Raw genomic sequence first — 14,478 nt, forward strand, 5'->3', positions numbered from 1 at the left:
TCACGCCGTTCAGCTATGATCGGGCCCACCCACCGCCCAAAGCCCGGTAGAGCCGCGCCATCGACGCCGAGACATCGGCCCGCGCATCCGAAAGGGCACTCCGGCTCTCAAGCAGCCCGTTCTGCGTCGTCAGAATGTTGAGAAAGTCACCGGCGCCCTGGGCATACTGCAACTGCGCCACCCGTACAGCGGTCTCACTTTCAGTGACCGCCTCAGCCAGTCGATCGTGGCGCTCCTGGGCTGTGCCCAGATCGGCCATGGCATCATCGACCTCCTCCCATGCGTGAAGAACCGTTCTTTGGAGCGCGATGGCCGCTTCTTTCTGCTGAAGCCTGCGCAAGGCAAGTTGCCCCGCAAGCTTCCCGCCCTCGAACAGCGGAATGGTCATGGTCGGACCAAAACCATACTGACGCGATGCCCATGACCCGAGGCCGCTGAACTGGAGCGCCTGGACATCCAGACTGCCGGACAACGTGATACGAGGAAAGAAATCAGCCACAGCAACCCCGATCGTGGCCGTCGCTGCATGCAGACGCGCCTGGGCTGCCCGTATATCCGGGCGTCTCTCGGCAAGCTGCGAGGGCAATCCAACCGGAATGGTTTCAGGGAGCGGTGGAATATTGCCCGTACCTGCAAGACGCCGTGACAGGGTTCCCGGTTCGCGTGCCATCAGAAACGCCAAAGCATTGAGAAGATGCACTTCTTCACGATGCAGTTGCGGCAAACGGGCCTCGAAACCATGCAGCTGACCACGCGCATAGGCCAGGTCGAGTTTTGTCGCCGTACCCTGGGTCACACGCAAGACGGTCAGATCGACACTGTGGCGAGCGATATCCAGACTCTGTCGGGTAATCTCGGTCTGAGCCTGCACATTGCGCAGAGCAATATAGTTCTGGGCCGTCTCCGCCATGAGCGAAACCAGCGTATCGCGCTGCATCTCGCGCATTGCCTGCATGGAGGCTGTCGCGGCCTCGACCTGACGGCGCACATGCCCCCACAAATCGACCTCCCATGACGCACCAAGGCCATATTGGGGCAGGTTGAAGGAAGGATTACCCTTTGGCCCGGCTGCAGCGGCGGGCCCAAACCCCTGTGTTCCATCCGCGATCTGTGCCGGGTCGCGGTTCCCTTCCGTGCCGAGCAGGCCCAGGATGCCATTCGTACTGGCGCGTTCGCGCGCATAAGAGCCGGCGCCCTGCACCTGGGGCAGACGCGCCGCGGCTGCGATCCTGCGCTCGGCGCGACTCTGTTCGAAATGAAGGGCCGCTTCCCTGAGGTCGAGATTGGCATCGAGCACATCCTGCTCAAGCGCCGTCAGCACAGGGTCCTTGTAGAGCTTCCACCATTGCGCCTCGATCGGCGCGGTTTCATCCGGATGGCTTCTCCGGGGTGTCACACTTTCATGCCAGTGAGACGCTGCCACCGGGTCGCGTTTATGGAAATTAGGACCGACCGAACAGCCCCCGAGGATCAGGAAAAGGCTCAGCGCTGCCGTGCGGGACAAATGTCTCATCTCCCTCACTCCCACACGAAACGCGCATCGGTGCCATGAGCGCCGTCTCGCGGCGAGGCCGTATCGATCATGGCCTCGACGGACATACCGACACGAACACGCCGTGCCAGAGGCTGCCCGTCATCAAAAACCAGCTTCACCGGGACACGCTGCACCACCTTTGTGAAGTTCCCGGTCGCGTTGTCCGGCTGGATCACGGCGAAGGCGACATTCGTCGCCGGTGCCACGCTATCGACATGGGCATGGAGCACCGCATCGGGAAAGCTGTCGACCCGAATCTCGGCTTTCTGCCCCGTCTGCATACGGGCCATCTGCGTTTCCTGAAAATTGGCAATCACATAGGCCTGACGCACCGGTACGACGGCCAGAAGCCCGGTACCGGGATGGACATACATACCGACACGCACGTCGCGCGCCCCGACTACCCCATCGACCGGGGCCGTGATGGTGCAATAGGACAGATCGAGTTCAGCCTGCCGCACAAGGCTTCGCGTCTGGATCAGGACACCCTGCGCACGCTCGCTTTCTGCAGCGAGTACGGCGAGCCCGGCGCGATCGGCATTCACAGCCGCCTTGTCACGGGCCAGCCGCGCAACAGCCTCGCGCTGACGGTCCTCGGCCCCCTGCTGCTGCTCGATCGTGCTCGCTCCCCCTGCTGAAAGCGCGCGGTAACGGGCCGCATTCTGCCGCGCGAAAAGCAGGGCGGCCTCATCGGCCTCGATCGTGGAAAGCGCCGCGTCGATCAGGGCCGACTGACGCCGCTGCGCTGCTGCAAGATTGGCGATATCGGCCTGCGCGGCACGGTGCTTGCCCCGAGCCGTATCGAGGGCCGTACGATAATCATCGTCTTCGATGTGCGCCAGAACGTCTCCCGCCCGCACCTTCTGATTGTCCGCAACAGGCACGCTGTCTATCCGCCCGGCGACCTTGGGCGCCACCCGCGTGAAATCGGCGGTGATATACGCATCATTGGTCGATTGATGACGCCCATCCCCGACGAAAAAGCGATCTGCGCTCCAGGCGAGACCGGTCAGGACAAGCGCAGTGCATCCCGCAAACAGGAGCGGTTTCTTGTAAGCCATGAGGAGATTTCCGTTACTGTGCTGCGAGAGGTGAGTTCACGAGCTGCCGCGCGGCGGCGTCTGGCTGCGTGGGCTTGCAATCGGCTGGCGCCTTCCCTGGGGGATAGACGCGACCGGGCAGAATGGCTGTCAGCACCACGAAAACGGCGCAGATCACGACCACCACGAGCAGGATATCGACCAGGGAGAGCACCAGCGCCTGCGCTGAAAGCATTTCATGCAAGCTGTGCAGCGCATCGGCCCCGTCGAAGCCCTGCGTCATGTGGGGATGATCCAGCAGCATGGTCGAATGATAGTGCTCGCGGCGGCGCAGCAGGATCGAGAACAGGGCGAATGCGAGAGCATTGGCCATGCCCTTGAGCATGTTGACCATGCCCGAAATAAACGGGCCGTCGCTCGGGCCGAGCGCGAGAGTGGCCAGCATCAGAACCGGAATGACCACCATAGGCTGACCAAAAATTTGAAGCGCCTGAATAAGATAGAAATTGTCGCGCACCCATTCGGATGTCAGGTCTAGTCCAAGCCAGGCAGAAAGCCCGAGGAGCGCCATGCCGATCCCGAGCACCCACCGGCAATCCACCCGACGCATGTTGCACAGCGCCGCAACCAGCGGCAGCACGACAAGCTGGGGCAGGGCCACGGTCAGGGAAACTGGAGCGGCCTGAATGGGGCGATATCCCTTGATCTCCTCAAGAAATGTCGTCGTGACTTCATTCATCAAAGCACACACGATCAGTACCGCCACGAGTGACAGCAGGGACATCGTGATATTGCGGCTCTTCCAGTATTGCAGACGAAAGAACGGGCTATGATGATGCCATTCATGGATCAGAAACCCGATGAAGAACGCCCCACCCCAGAATGTCAGATGGGTGATGAGAGGTGAGCGGAACCAGTCGAGCCGGTCCCCCTGATAGAGCACAGTCACGACGCACAGGATGGAGGGCGCGCCAATCAGAAATCCGCGCCAGTTGAAGCTGCGAAAACGCGAAAGCTGGACGGGGTCCTGCGGCAATCCCCAGGCGATCATGGCGAGCGCGACCGCACCGAGCGGTAACACCTCCCAGTAAAGCCAGTGCCAGCCGAACCGTTCGAAGAGCAGGGCTTCGAAAGGAATGCCCAGATTAGGGCCAAAGGTCGCACTCATGGCGTAACCGCCAATGCCAAAAACCTTGAGCGGCGGCGGAAGATATTTGAGCATGACGGTCATGAGGATGGGCGGAAGACACCCGGCGCTCAGCCCCTGCATGGCACGAAGAATACCGATCGGGACCATATCGGTCATGAAAGGCAACGGCAGGGACAACAGGGCCAGCGCTGCCGTCATGAACAGCGCAAAGCGGTAGATCGAGAATGTGATATAGAACCACGGCGTGAAGGCCATCGCCGCAATATTGAAGGCCTCGTAGATCGAGATGAACCACGTCCCCTCGTCGTGACCCAGATGCATGGCGCCGCGAAGATCGGACAGGCCAAGTTCTGTCACATGTTCATTGAACCCCGCGACATGCACGGCCAACAACATGCCCAGACACCCGATGATTGTTCTGAACCCGAAGAGGGGCGTAACAGCAGGAGATGGCAGAACCATCGCGGTCTGCCTAATGGGTGCAATCATGGGGCGACATCCTCTCCGCCCGGTCTCTAGCCTCGCCCCTCAGCCTGAATAACCCTTAATCCGTGAAAAGAATTCTTCCAGTTAGCGTAAGGGTCAGGCAGATCCTTTTCATTCCATGCAATCCCTGGAGGGCCGGCCCCCATGACCAGAAACCTGCCAGCCAAACGCGGTTATTCGCTCGATCATCTCCGCTGGCTTCAGGTTCTGCTGGAAGAGGAAAGCGTTACGCGCGCCGCCAGAAGGCTCAGGGTGAGCGAAGCCGCCGCAAGCCGCCACCTCGCCTCACTGCGCACCCTTTTCGGAGATCCCCTGCTGGTACTCTCTGGCAGACAACTGGTTCCGACACCCTTCGCCGCCGATCTACTAGGCAGAGTGCAGACGGTTCTGGCCGAGGCAGAGGCGCTTGTCAGCGCACGCGCTCAGCTGGATCTGTCGCAGATCGCGCCACATTTCACGATCCGTGCACGTGACCTTTTTATTGGGGCTTTCGGTAGCGCCATCGCCGAGAAACTCAGGGAGTCCTGCCCGCGCTGCCAGCTCGTTTTCTCACCCGAGACAGAGGATTCCATCGGAGACGCGCTCAGGCGTGGCACGATAGACCTCTATATCGGTGCCACCGAGGATCTCCTGCCGGAAATCAAGAAGCAGACCCTGTTCCAGACCCGGTTCGAGGCCGTAGTCCGCGCGGGACACCCGATCCTCGATCAGGAAATCACACCACAGACGCTGGTCGCCTACGATCACATCAGCACCTCCCGCAAGGGGCGTGCTCACGGTCCGATTGATGCGGTCCTTGCGGAGAAATTCGGTCTGGAGAGACGCATCGCTCTGGTGGTTCCCAGCGATTACGCCATGATCGAGACCATGCGTGAAACAGACATGATCCTGCCTTTGCCGGAAATCATCATCCGGCGCCTGCCGCTTGAAGCTATCGGGGCCCGAGCTTTCGCTTTTCCGTTTCCACTTCCCGATCTTGTCAGTTTTCAGGCGTGGCATCCGCGGCTGGACAACGACCCGGTTCACAGGTGGCTTCGCGAGACCATTCTCACAACAGTACAATCCGTGGTCAAAGCCCTGCGGAACAAGACGGAGTCCTTACAGGACAATCCGAATACGCCCTGCTGACAGGTGCGGTTCAGACACACCTAGCCAAGATCCGGCAAGAGATGTTCTCGGGTCAGAAAACTTGCCATCCCATCGAACGTATCATGATTTTCACCGATATGTGTTGCCCTGTTCTGTTTGCCTTCAGGATAGTCTCCGCAGTTCGTCTCAAGGAGGTTTCATGACGTCTCGTACCAGACCCAGACGCATCAGCGACTGGGGGACATTGGCGCTCGCCATATTCATTGTCCTGTTCGGACTGATCTTTGTCGGCGGTGGCGGCTATCTGCTCAGCCTCGGTGGCTCAGCCTATTATCTGATCTGCGGCATCGTGCTGCTGGCCTCAGGCCTTTTCATGGCCATGGGCCGCCTTCTGGGTGGCTATCTGTTCCTTCTCGCCTGGGCTGGTACGCTGGTCTGGACCATTGCCGAATGTGGCTTTGACTGGTGGGGCTGGCTGCCGCGCCTGTTCGGCCCGACGCTGATTGCCATTCTCGTCGTGCTCAGCCTGCCTGTCCTGCGTCGTCAGGATACGGTTCGTCCAGTTTCCCGCGGAGCTGTCTGATGCGTAAACCAGCCCTCATGACCGCCACCATCCTTGGTGGCCTCATTTCCGCAACCGTGGCTTTCGCACAGATCCCGCCGTCGAACTCGACACCCGGTGAAGATCACACGGCGCCTGGAGAAGCCCGCAAGCAGGGTCCCGGCCGCTTTGGTGGTCCCGCTCCCTCCGCGCCGCAGGCTCCTGGCGTAAACGCCGCCAATCTGCCCGATATTTCCGAGATCGGCATTGCCGATGTCCCGGCTGCTGTACCGCAGATCGACAGCACCCCTGCGCGTGAGGACTGGCCCGCTTATGGCCGTGACTCCAACCAGTCGCGCTTTTCGCCGCTGGATCAGCTGACGCCGGAAAATGTCGGCAAGCTCAAGCGCGCCTTCGTCTATCACACCGGCAGCAAGCCCGGTCCGGGGCAAGCCAATAAATGGGCCGCCGAAACCACCCCCATCAAGGTTGGCAACTCGCTCTACATGTGTTCAGCCATGAACGACATGATGCGTATCGATGCCGCCACCGGCAAGGAAATCTGGCGCCATGATGCCGGGGTGAAGTACCAGTCCATTCCCTACACCGCTGCGTGCAAGGGCGTGACCTACTACACCTCCTCGACCATCCCTGAGGGCCAGCCCTGCCATAACCGCATCATGGAAGCCACGCTCGACATGCGCCTGATTCAGGTCGATGCCGAGACGGGAAAGCTGTGCGAGGGCTTCGGCTTTGGCGGTCAGGTCAACCTGATGCAGGGCATGGGTGAATCGGTGCCCGGTTTTGTGTCCATGACCACCCCGCCCCCGGTCATCAACGGGATCGCTGTCGTGAACCACGAGGTTCTCGATGGTCAGCGCCGCTGGGCGCCTTCGGGCGTGATCCGTGGCTACGACGCTGAAAGCGGCAAGTTCGTCTGGGCCTGGGACGTCAACAACCCCGACAACCATCACCAGCCCGAGCCCGGCAAGTTCTACAGCCGCGGCACGCCCAATTCATGGGCTGCCATGACCGGTGATAACGAGCTTGGCCTGGTCTATGTCCCGACCGGCAACTCGGCCGCCGATTATTACAGCGCCATGCGTACCGACAAGGAGAACGCTGTCTCGTCCTCCATCGTCGCACTCGACGTCAAGACAGGCGAGCCGCGCTGGGTCTTCCAGACGGCGCACAAGGATGTTTGGGACTACGACATCGGCTCACAGGCGACCAAGTTCGACTATCATCATGCCGATGGCTCGGTCACGCCCGCCCTGCTGGTACCCACCAAGCGTGGCCAGACTTTCGTGCTCGACCGTGCGACAGGCAAGCCGTTGCCGGAATTCCCGGTGGTTGAAAAGCCTGCGCCCGCCAGCACCATGTCGGATGATCCGCGCAGCCCGACGCAGCCCTGGTCGACCGCCTTCCCGCGCCTTGCTTTCCCTGACCTGAAGGAAAGCGACATGTGGGGCATGTCGCCCATCGATCAGCTTTATTGCCGCATCATGTTCCGCAAGGCACGTTATGTTGGTGAGTTCACCCCGCCTGCACTCGACAAGCCGAATATCGAATATCCCGGCTATAACGGTGGCAGCGACTGGGGCAGCATGGCCTATGACCCGCAATCGGGCATCGTCATTGCCAACTGGAACTCCACCCCGATGTACGATCAGCTCATCACCCGCAAGAAGGCTGATGCGCTGGGCCTGAAGCCGATCGACAACCCCACCTACAACCCGGCTGGTGGTGGTGCCGAAGGTAATGGCGCCCAAGCCGACACGCCTTACGGCATTGTCGTGACCCCGTTCTGGAACCACTACACGGGCATGATGTGCAACAAGCCGCCTTACGGCATGATCGAGGCCATCGACATCAAGACCAAGAAGGTCCTGTGGTCGCGCCCCCTCGGCACGGCTCGCGCCAATGGTCCGTGGAACATGCCGACCGGCCTGCCGCTGAATATCGGCACGCCGAATAACGGTGGCTCGGTCATCACCAAGGGCGGTCTCGTCTTTGTGGCGGCGGCAACCGACAACCAGATCCGCGCCATCGACATCAAGACCGGCAAGGATGTGTGGTCCGACGTACTCCCCGGCGGCGGTCAGGCCAACCCGATGACCTATGAAGTCAACGGCAAGCAATATGTCGCCATCATGGCCGGTGGTCATCACTTCATGATGACACCTGTCACTGACCAACTCGTTGTCTATGCCCTGCCTGATGAGGCTGAGGCCAAGCACTGAGTTCTGTTTTTAAAACAAAGCTCAGGCGCGTCATCGCCTGGGCCCTGACAGACTGAGGGAAAGGCCGGAGGTATTCTCCGGCCTTTTTCTTTTGCCCGCGCCTCGCGCAGCGCACGACAACCCGCAGCGCCTGATTGCCTGATCTGTGGCACAACGCCCGCAACGTAGGGTTTTTTGGCTGGTGCCATGTCTTTCCCCTCCCTGCGACGCACGCTTCATGCTACCGGCAACCCATGTCACGCCTTCGTCCCCATATCCTTCAGGTTCTCCCGGCCCTCGGCACGGGGGGGATCGAGCAGGGGACTGTGGAAATGGCAGAGGCCATTATTGCCGCTGGTGGTCGTGCCGTTGTGGCGAGTGCGCGCGGAGCCCTCGTGCCACGCCTTCTCTCGATCGGCGCCCGCCATATCGAGCTGCCGCTTGGTCAGAAATCCCCTCTCGCCATTTTGCGTAATGCCCGCACCCTGTCGCAGCTGATCCGTGATGAGGGGATCGATCTGGTCCATGCGCGTTCCAGAGCACCCGCCTGGGCGGCGTGGCGCGCCACGCGTCGCACCCGTACGCCCTTCGTCACGACGTGGCATGGTGTGCACAAGGCCAGTTTCCCGGGCAAGAAACGCTATAATGCGGTGCTGGCGCGCGGGGCGCGCGTCATTGCCATCAGCACCTATATCGCCACCCGCCTGCGTGATGACTATCAGGTAGGCGAGGACCGGCTGCGCCTGATCCCACGCGGGGCCGACATGGCCCGCTTTGATCCCGACCTCGTCAATGGTGCCCGTATCCAGGCCCTTGCCGAAAGATGGCAGGTTCCTCCCGGTACGCCCGTCATCATGTTGCCGGGCCGTCTCACGCGCTGGAAGGGACAGTTGTTTCTCCTGCGCGCGATGGCGCGACTGCAACATCTGCTACCCGGTCCCTGGCTTGCCGTGCTTGTCGGCCCTGCCGATCCGAAAGACAGTTATGTTAGGGAGATCGAGGCAACCGCCGCGCAGCTCGGTCTACGCGAGCGCCTGCGTTTCGCGGGGCTCTGTCAGGACATGCCCGCAGCCTATGCCCTGGCCGATGTCGTAACCGTTCCCTCTCTTCGCCCCGAGCCTTTTGGCCGCGTGGTTATCGAGGCACAGGCTATGGGACGGCCCGTGGTCGTGACAGCGCAGGGTGGTGCCATGGAAACTGTTCTGCCTTATCAGACCGGGCTGCTCATCCCGCCCGACGATGCCCAGGCACTGGCCGAAGCGCTGTTTCAGATCCTCACCCTGTCCGAGGGCGCCCGCTCTCTGCTATCGGAAACGGCACGTCATCACATTGCGGAAAACTACACGACGCGGCAGATGCAATCGGCCACGCTCGCCGTCTATGATGAGCTGCTCGGTAGCTGCCTGTCGGACAATTTTCGGGAATACTGCCCATGACCACACCATCCCGCCCGAGCCTGTCCGAAAAAACGCAGGCTGATCTCGACAAGCGTCTGGCGCGTGAGGCCGCAGCCCTGCGCGCCAACCTGCTGCGCCGCAAGGCCCAGGTGCGCAACCGCGCAGTCAAGGCGCCTGAGGACCAGGACATGCCGGCACCCTCTACCGAGACTTCTTCTTCCTGAAAGGAACCATTTATGTCCAAGGCTCTCTACGCCACCATGCGCGCCCTGCCCGGCAAGCGCGAGGAAGTCGCCCGTCTGCTCACGGCCCTGGCCGATGACGTGCGCGGCGAACCCGGCAATAAACGCTTCGTGGTCTATACCCTCGAATCCGACCCCGATTTCTTCCATGTCGAAGAGACCTATCGTGACGACGATGCCTTCAAGGCCCATATGGGCATGGAACATGGCAAGGTGTTCAACAACGCCATCAAGACCCTCGTCGAGGGTGGTGCGTCGCAGGTCGTATTCCTGACCCATATCGCCTGATTTCGGGCGTCCGGGTTCCTCGCCCGTCCTCCCCGGTTTGCAGGACCAACGCTGCGCGGCTAGACCTGCAAACCCGTTCATTCCCCACAGATCGAGAGATTCACGATGCCCATCATGCCAGATAGCTGGATCCGCCAGATGGCCCAGGAAAAGGGCATGATTGAGCCCTTCGTTGAAGCCCAGAAGCGCGAGGGCGTCATTTCTTACGGCCTCTCCTCCTATGGGTATGACGCCCGCGTTGGCGAGGATTTCAAGATCTTCACCGATGTCGACAACGCTGTGGTGGACCCCAAGAAATTTGCGGCAAACAGCTTCGTCACGCGCACGGGCGATATCACCATCCCGCCGAACAGCTTCGCCCTCGCCCACACGGTCGAATATTTCCGCATCCCGCGCGATGTGCTTGTGGTCTGCCTTGGCAAATCCACCTATGCCCGCTGCGGCATCATCGTGAACGTGACCCCGCTCGAACCCGAATGGGAAGGTCAGGTCACTATCGAGATCAGCAACACGACCAAGCTGCCCGCACGTATCTATGCCAACGAGGGTATCTGCCAGTTCCTGTTCTTCCAGGGCGCCTCGCCCTGCGAAACGAGCTATGCCGATCGCGCTGGCAAGTACATGAAGCAGCTTGGGGTCACGACCCCACGTCTCTGATTCCCCGGCCCTCATAAGGGGCCCTGCCTCAGGCCTTGCCCGCACCGGACCGCTCCTGCGTGTCCTGTCCGGCCAAGGCATGAAGAGAGAACGCGTCCCTTCTGCCGGGCGCCAGATATCGCCCCTCGATATGCCTGCCGATCACCCGTGATTCCGCTCAACGGCGACCCGGGCTAGAGCTATAAAATTCCTTTTGCGAAGCGTTCTCAATAACTTGGCACAGCCATTGCTTGGCAACTTTCGACACTGCGGGCATGTTAGAGGCGTCATCACGGTTTTGGGAACGCACCATGAGCCAGACATCTCTCCCCCCCGCTATCGACCCGGATTATCTGGCTCTGCTTGATTCCGATCGCATCTCGGGCCGTACGCGTCAGATCATGGAGGAGCGGGCCCAGACCAGCGATGCCAATTACGTACCGCGTCATTTATCGGCCGGTGCGTATGAGACGCTCGTTGCAGTAACGGCCCGCGTACTTCCTCAGCAATCCGTCCTGAGTGATGCCAGCATCAATCTGGCGGCCCGGATCGACGCACGCCTTGGAACACCAGGCGATGGCTGGCGCTTTGCGACCTTGCCGCCCGATCAGGAAGCCTACGAACAGGCCCTGAGCGGACTGGACGTCCATGCACGTTCCACCAAGGGCAAGGCCTTTGCAGCACTCGGTGCAGCCGAGCAGGATCAGGTCATCCACGCCATGGCCGAGGGCGCGCTCGAAACCGCGCAGCTGGATGCCACGCAGATGCGCGCCTGGTTTGCAGACCTGCGCGCCGATTGCGTGCAGATTTTCATTTCGCATCCGGCGGTCCAGGCTCAGCTTGGCATCGACGCGATCTTCAACGGCGGCGACGGTTTCTTCCAGGGTTTCTCGGAAATGGGAGAAGGTGTGGAAGAAGCGTGGGAGCCAGCTCAGAAAGGCGCAGGATCATGAAGTCACGCCGTTTCGCAGATAACGATATCGTCGATGTGGTCGTCGTCGGCACGGGGGCTGGTGGCGCCCCACTGCTGGCCGAGCTTGCGCGCGCAGGCATGAAGGTTGTGGCGCTCGAAGCCGGACCGCGCTTCGACCCCAAGCAACATACGCCAGACGAGGCAACGGCTTCCGAGATCTACTGGCTTGAAGAGCGTCTTTCGGGTGGTGCCAACCCGATGGCGTTTGGCGGTAACAACAGCGGCACGGGCGTAGGCGGCTCCATGCTGCATTTCGGCGCCTTCATGCCGCGCATCGATCCGCGCGACATGAAACTGCATAGCGAAACCGGCAAGGGCGTCGACTGGCCGTTCGATTTCGGAACCATGCTGCCCTATATCGAGCGGGTCGAACGCGAGATCGGCGTTTCGGGGCCAGAGAATTACCCCTGGGAACCAAGTCGGCGTTATGCCTACCCGCCGCCGCAGCGCAATGGGGCCGCACAGGCGATGGCGCGTGGATGCGATGCTCTGGGCATACGCAGTGCCGATGGCCCTACGGCGCTGATCACGCGCGATTGGGGTGACAGAAAAGCCTGTACCGGATGTGGCGCCTGCCATCAGGGATGCCGTAACGGCGCCAAATCAGGCACCGATGTCACATACCTTCCTCTCGCCGTTTCGGCAGGCGCCGAAATCAGGCCGAACTGCTTCGTGCACGGCATTGAGCGCGATACGACAGGGCGCGTCACTGGCGTCGTGTATCGCGAGGAGGGGAACGACCGGATACAGAAATGCGCCAATCTCGTCCTTGCGGCAGGGGCCGTGGAGACCGCCAGATTGCTGCTTCATACCGGACTCGCCAATCGCAGTGGTCAGGTCGGGCGCAACTATATGGCTCACATATCCACGCAGGTCTGGGGCACGTTCGACGAGATCATACGTCCCAATAAGGGCTATCCGTCTCTCACCATCACTGAAGACATGATGCGCCCCAAGGACGCCGATTTCGCCGGGGGGTACTTGATCCAGTCGCTCGGCATGATGCCCCTCACCTGGGCAACAGGCGTGGCCCGTGGGCGCGGCCTATGGGGCGATGACCTTACGCGTTATCTGCGCGGCTATAACCACATGGCCGGGCTGGGCGCGCATGGCGACTGCCTGCCCAGCGACGATAACCGTGTGACCTTGTCCGATGAAACCGGTAGGGCCGGTGTGCCCAAGCCCAAGATCACCTTCAGCTATGGCCCGAACGAGCAGGCCATGCATGAGCACATGGCGCGCACCATGACGTCGATCTGGGAAGCCGCGGGGGCCAGAGATATCTGGTCGATGGACCGCGCTGCGCATATGATCGGCACGTGTCGTATGGGGACCGATCCGGATGATTCCGTCGTGGATCCGTTTGGTCGCAGCCATGACATCGACAATCTCTGGATCAGCGATCACTCGATTTTCCCGAGCGCCACGGCCGCCAATCCGGCTCTTGCCATTATGGCCCTGAGCCTGCGGACTGCGGCAGCGATCAAGGAAGGGCACTGAGAGGCGCTCTGAAGGATAAAATACCCCCGCCAGAAGGGTGACCGGCCTGGCGGGGTACGGGGCAACGCTCCCTGTCGCGCGTCAGCCCCCTGAAAGACAGGGGGCGTCGCGTCAATCAGTCGCGGATACGCTCGATATCGGCCCCGACCGCGGAAAGCTTGCGATCCACCGCTTCATACCCGCGATCCAGATGATAGATGCGGCTGAGTGAGGTTTCCCCACGTGCACCCAGACCTGCGAGGATCAGGGAGAACGACGCACGCAGATCGGTCGCCATAACGGGCGCGCCGGAAAGTTGATCGACCCCGCGGATGATCGCAGAAGAACCGTGAACGTTGATACGAGCGCCCATGCGGTTGAGCTCGGGCACATGCATGAAACGATTTTCGAAGATCGTTTCCGTCACCATTGACGCACCTTCGGCAACCGCCAGCATGGCCATGAACTGGGCCTGCATGTCGGTCGGGAAACCCGGATAGGGCTCGGTCATGATGTCGACGCCCTTGAGTGCCCCTGTACGACGCACACGGATGGCGTTTTCCTCTTCCAGGACCTCAACGCCCGCTTCTTCCAGCGTACGCACGACCGCCCCGAGATCGCGAACGCGACCCCCGATCAGACGCAAATCACCCCCGGTAATGCCAGCTGCGCAGGCATAAGTGCCACATTCGATACGATCGGCCATGATCGCGTGCTCTGCCCCGGTCAGCGCCTCGACACCGTCGATGACGAGGGTACCGGTGCCGGCCCCGCTGATCCGCGCGCCCATGCGGTTGAGGCACTCGACCAGATCGCTGATTTCCGGCTCGCGCGCCGCATTGACGATCTCGGTGCGTCCCTTGGCAAGGGTCGCGGCCATCAGCAGGTTTTCGGTTGCACCAACAGACGCGAAAGGCAGCAAAATGCGATCGCCCACCAGACCGCCGGGTGCACTGGCATTGATATAGCCGTTTTCGAGGCGGATGGTCGCACCGAGTGTTTCCAGACCCTTGAGATGCAGATCGACAGGGCGCGTCCCAATGGCGCAACCACCCGGCAACGAGACACGAGCCTCGTGAGCACGGGCAAGCAGTGGCCCGAGCACCAGAATGGATGCCCGCATTTTCGAAACGATATCGTACGGTGCCTCGACGGATGTGATCGGGCCACCAATCGACAGTGTACGCCCCTCAGCATCGACCGGCTCGACGGCAATGCCATGCTGGCGCAGCAACACCTGCATGGTCTCGATATCGGCGATCTTCGGTACGTTGGAGAGGACGAGTCGCTCAGACGTCAGAAGTCCCGCGACCATGAGCTTGAGACCGGCATTCTTGGCGCCGCCAATCACGATCTCGCCTTCAAGACGTCTGCCGCCACGTATGATGAAACGGTCCATGA

General features: G+C 61.2%; 13 protein-coding genes. 9 read left to right on the forward strand and 4 right to left on the reverse strand.

The window, feature by feature from the left end:
- Positions 1–13: 13 nt before the first annotated feature.
- Genes P792_RS34620 through P792_RS34630 form a run of 3 tightly spaced genes read right to left on the reverse strand, consistent with a single transcriptional unit; the run spans position 14 to position 4,213 of the window.
- The gene (locus P792_RS34620; RefSeq protein ID WP_023979868.1) at positions 14–1,513 is read right to left on the reverse strand and encodes an efflux transporter outer membrane subunit; all 1,500 of its coding nucleotides are present in this window, start codon (positions 1,511–1,513) and stop codon (positions 14–16) included.
- 5 nt (positions 1,514–1,518) lie between these two features.
- Positions 1,519–2,595 (reverse strand): HlyD family secretion protein, encoded by a 1,077-nt coding sequence (locus P792_RS34625; protein ID WP_023979869.1) that lies wholly within the window; start codon positions 2,593–2,595, stop codon positions 1,519–1,521.
- A 13-nt stretch (positions 2,596–2,608) separates the two neighbouring features.
- The gene (locus tag P792_RS34630) at positions 2,609–4,213 is read right to left on the reverse strand and encodes an MFS transporter (RefSeq protein WP_023979870.1); all 1,605 of its coding nucleotides are present in this window, start codon (positions 4,211–4,213) and stop codon (positions 2,609–2,611) included.
- Between the two features lie 141 nt (positions 4,214–4,354).
- On the opposite strand from P792_RS34630, the gene P792_RS34635 reads away from it, so the two are divergent.
- The 9 genes from P792_RS34635 (at position 4,355) to P792_RS34675 (ending at position 13,098) form a co-directional block, all read left to right on the forward strand.
- Complete coding sequence (locus P792_RS34635; protein WP_023979871.1) at positions 4,355–5,338, forward strand: LysR family transcriptional regulator; 984 nt, start codon at positions 4,355–4,357, stop codon at positions 5,336–5,338.
- 160 nt (positions 5,339–5,498) lie between these two features.
- Complete coding sequence (locus P792_RS34640; RefSeq protein WP_023979873.1) at positions 5,499–5,882, forward strand: hypothetical protein; 384 nt, start codon at positions 5,499–5,501, stop codon at positions 5,880–5,882.
- On the forward strand, positions 5,882–8,083 hold the full coding sequence (locus P792_RS34645) for a pyrroloquinoline quinone-dependent dehydrogenase (RefSeq protein WP_023979874.1): 2,202 nt from the start codon (positions 5,882–5,884) through the stop codon (positions 8,081–8,083). The genes P792_RS34640 and P792_RS34645 overlap by 1 nt, the downstream gene beginning before the upstream one ends.
- Before the next feature lie 233 nt (positions 8,084–8,316).
- On the forward strand, positions 8,317–9,498 hold the full coding sequence (locus tag P792_RS34650) for a glycosyltransferase family 4 protein (protein ID WP_023979875.1): 1,182 nt from the start codon (positions 8,317–8,319) through the stop codon (positions 9,496–9,498).
- Positions 9,495–9,683: a hypothetical protein gene (locus P792_RS34655; protein ID WP_023979876.1), complete on the forward strand. Its 189-nt coding sequence runs from the start codon at positions 9,495–9,497 to the stop codon at positions 9,681–9,683. The genes P792_RS34650 and P792_RS34655 overlap by 4 nt, the downstream gene beginning before the upstream one ends.
- Positions 9,684–9,695: 12 nt before the next feature.
- Entirely contained in the window at positions 9,696–9,989 is a 294-nt protein-coding gene (locus P792_RS34660; RefSeq protein ID WP_023979877.1) for a putative quinol monooxygenase, read from the forward strand.
- A 105-nt stretch (positions 9,990–10,094) separates the two neighbouring features.
- Entirely contained in the window at positions 10,095–10,646 is a 552-nt protein-coding gene (gene dcd / locus P792_RS34665) for a dCTP deaminase (protein ID WP_023979878.1), read from the forward strand.
- Positions 10,647–10,936: 290 nt separating this feature from the next.
- Positions 10,937–11,578, forward strand: coding sequence for a gluconate 2-dehydrogenase subunit 3 family protein (locus tag P792_RS34670; protein ID WP_023979879.1), 642 nt, complete (start codon positions 10,937–10,939; stop codon positions 11,576–11,578).
- Complete coding sequence (locus P792_RS34675) at positions 11,575–13,098, forward strand: GMC family oxidoreductase (RefSeq protein ID WP_023979880.1); 1,524 nt, start codon at positions 11,575–11,577, stop codon at positions 13,096–13,098. Before P792_RS34670 ends, P792_RS34675 begins: the two co-directional genes overlap by 4 nt.
- A gap of 115 nt (positions 13,099–13,213) precedes the next feature.
- Here the strand turns inward: P792_RS34675 and murA are convergent, their stop codons facing one another.
- On the reverse strand, positions 13,214–14,476 hold the full coding sequence (gene murA / locus P792_RS34680; RefSeq protein WP_023979881.1) for a UDP-N-acetylglucosamine 1-carboxyvinyltransferase: 1,263 nt from the start codon (positions 14,474–14,476) through the stop codon (positions 13,214–13,216).
- Between the last annotated feature and the right edge of the window lie 2 nt (positions 14,477–14,478).

This window comes from Asaia sp. SF2.1, from assembly GCF_000505765.1.
Lineage (GTDB): Bacteria > Pseudomonadota > Alphaproteobacteria > Acetobacterales > Acetobacteraceae > Asaia > Asaia bogorensis.

Bases quoted from the DNA above. Each gene is read 5' to 3' on its own strand.
- murA (WP_023979881.1), bottom strand. From the start codon at position 14,476: ATGGACCGTTTCATCATACGTGGCGGCAGACGTCTTGAAGGCGAGATC.
- P792_RS34625 (WP_023979869.1), bottom strand. From the start codon at position 2,595: ATGGCTTACAAGAAACCGCTCCTGTTTGCGGGATGCACTGCGCTTGTC.
- P792_RS34630 (WP_023979870.1), bottom strand. From the start codon at position 4,213: ATGATTGCACCCATTAGGCAGACCGCGATGGTTCTGCCATCTCCTGCT.
- P792_RS34645 (WP_023979874.1), top strand. From the start codon at position 5,882: ATGCGTAAACCAGCCCTCATGACCGCCACCATCCTTGGTGGCCTCATT.
- P792_RS34660 (WP_023979877.1), top strand. From the start codon at position 9,696: ATGTCCAAGGCTCTCTACGCCACCATGCGCGCCCTGCCCGGCAAGCGC.
- P792_RS34620 (WP_023979868.1), bottom strand. From the start codon at position 1,513: ATGAGACATTTGTCCCGCACGGCAGCGCTGAGCCTTTTCCTGATCCTC.
- P792_RS34640 (WP_023979873.1), top strand. From the start codon at position 5,499: ATGACGTCTCGTACCAGACCCAGACGCATCAGCGACTGGGGGACATTG.
- P792_RS34675 (WP_023979880.1), top strand. From the start codon at position 11,575: ATGAAGTCACGCCGTTTCGCAGATAACGATATCGTCGATGTGGTCGTC.
- P792_RS34655 (WP_023979876.1), top strand. From the start codon at position 9,495: ATGACCACACCATCCCGCCCGAGCCTGTCCGAAAAAACGCAGGCTGAT.
- P792_RS34650 (WP_023979875.1), top strand. From the start codon at position 8,317: ATGTCACGCCTTCGTCCCCATATCCTTCAGGTTCTCCCGGCCCTCGGC.
- dcd (WP_023979878.1), top strand. From the start codon at position 10,095: ATGCCCATCATGCCAGATAGCTGGATCCGCCAGATGGCCCAGGAAAAG.
- P792_RS34635 (WP_023979871.1), top strand. From the start codon at position 4,355: ATGACCAGAAACCTGCCAGCCAAACGCGGTTATTCGCTCGATCATCTC.
- P792_RS34670 (WP_023979879.1), top strand. From the start codon at position 10,937: ATGAGCCAGACATCTCTCCCCCCCGCTATCGACCCGGATTATCTGGCT.